This is a genomic window from Streptomyces sp. NPDC047982 (assembly GCF_043204165.1).
Lineage (GTDB): Bacteria > Actinomycetota > Actinomycetes > Streptomycetales > Streptomycetaceae > Streptomyces.
In genome coordinates this window covers 1-1,743 of record NZ_JBIDBS010000058.1, presented here as the reverse complement: position 1 = coordinate 1,743, position 1,743 = coordinate 1, and the positions used below count along the sequence as shown (strand labels likewise).

The 1,743-nt window shown below is 70.2% G+C and carries 1 protein-coding gene; it reads right to left on the bottom strand.

The features are described 5' to 3' along the window. Nucleotides 1–1,743 (bottom strand): condensation domain-containing protein (locus ACGF2V_RS31050; RefSeq protein ID WP_392913752.1); only part of this gene is annotated, 1,743 nt, incomplete at both ends.

Below are 1,743 nucleotides of genomic sequence, written 5' to 3'. Positions count from 1 at the left end.
CACCAGGACCCGCCCACTCCCCCAGGGCCAGTTCGCGTTCGACGGGGTCCAGGCACTCCAGCCGGTCGAGCGGCGCCATCGGCGACGCCACCGCCACCTCCGCGAGAGCGATCCAGTGGCGGCACATCCGCTCGACCGTGGCAGCGTCGAAGAGATCGGTGCTGTACTCCAGTTCGGCCGTCAGGCCGCCGTCCTGCGCCCAGAACTCCCAGGAGACGTCGAACTTCGCCGTGGCGCGCGGGACGAACTCGCGCTTCGCCGGACGGCCCGCGAACTCGCCTTCGAGACCCAGGGAGTTCTGGAGCACGACGAGAGCCTGGACCAGCGGGCTCCTGCTCGGATCCCGTTCCGGCTCGGCGACGTCCACCACACGGTCGAACGGCACGTCCTGGTGGGCGAACGCGTCCAGGGTGGTCGCACGCACCTGCGACAGCAATTCGCCGAAGCCCGCGGACTCGTCGATTCGGGTACGCAGCACGAGGGTGTTGACGAAGAACCCGACAAGGTTCTCCAACTCCGTGTGCCCGCGCCCCGACGCGACCGTACCCACCGCGATGTCCCGCCGACCGCTGTAACGCGACAGCAGCAACTGCGTCACCGCCGTCAGCCCCATGAACAGACTCGCCCCACGCTCCTGCGCCGCCGCCCGGAGCCGCTCCACGAGACCGGACGGGATCGCGAACGTGTGCAGCGCACCGTCCGAGGTGCGCACGGCCGGACGCGGCCGGTCCGTCGGCAGCTCCAACGGCTCCAGACCCGACAACTTGTCACGCCAGTAGTCGAGCTGACCGTCGAACACTCCACCCGCGAGATTCTCCCGCTGCCAGACCGCGAAGTCCGGGTAGTGGATGCGCGGCTCCGGCAGAACAATGTCCTCACCACGCACAGCGGCGGCGTACAGCGCGCTCAGCTCGCGGATGATCACGCCCATGGACCAGCCGTCGGTCACGATGTGATGCATCGACAGCGCCAGGACGTGCTCGCGCTCGGAGAGACGGACGACCAGGACTCGGACGAGCGGGCCCCCGTCGAGGTCGAACGGGGTGGCCTGCTCATCCTGGAGTGTCCGCCGCAGCGCGGCCGGTCGCACTCCCTCGGCCTCGGCCGCGAGGTCCACCACGCGCATGGGGAGTGCAACATCCTCGTGGACGTACTGGCCTCCGCCTGCGAACGTGGTGCGCAGCGCCTCGTGGCGGGCGACGAGTCCGACCAGCGCGGTGCGCAGTGCGGACACGTCGATGTCGCCGGAGACGCGCAGAGCGAGGCCGGTGTTGTACGCGGAGTCGCCGCGCGCGAAGTCGGCCAGAAAGGCGAGGCGCTCCTGGCCGTGGGACAGCGGGAGGGTTCCGTCGCGCTCGACGCGCGGAATCACCAGCTCGGCGCACGCACCGGGTACGGCGGTCGCGGCGAGGGCTCGGGCCAGTGTCTCGACGGTCGGGTGGTCGAAGAGCGTACGGGAGGACAGCTCGCCGTCGAGAACCATGCGGACCCGGCCGGCGGCCCGCAGAGCGGAGATGGAGTCTGCGCCGAGGGCGAAGAAGTTGTCGTGGACGCCGACACGTTCGACACCGAGGACGTCCGCCCAGATGCCCGCAAGAGTCTTTTCGGCGTCGGTGCGCGGGGCGACATACTCCTCCCCCGCGCCCGACTCCGCCTCGGGTGCGGGCAGCGCCCTGCGGTCGACCTTCCCGTTGACGGTGAGCGGCAGTTCGTCCAGGACGACGAACGCCGTCGGCACCATGT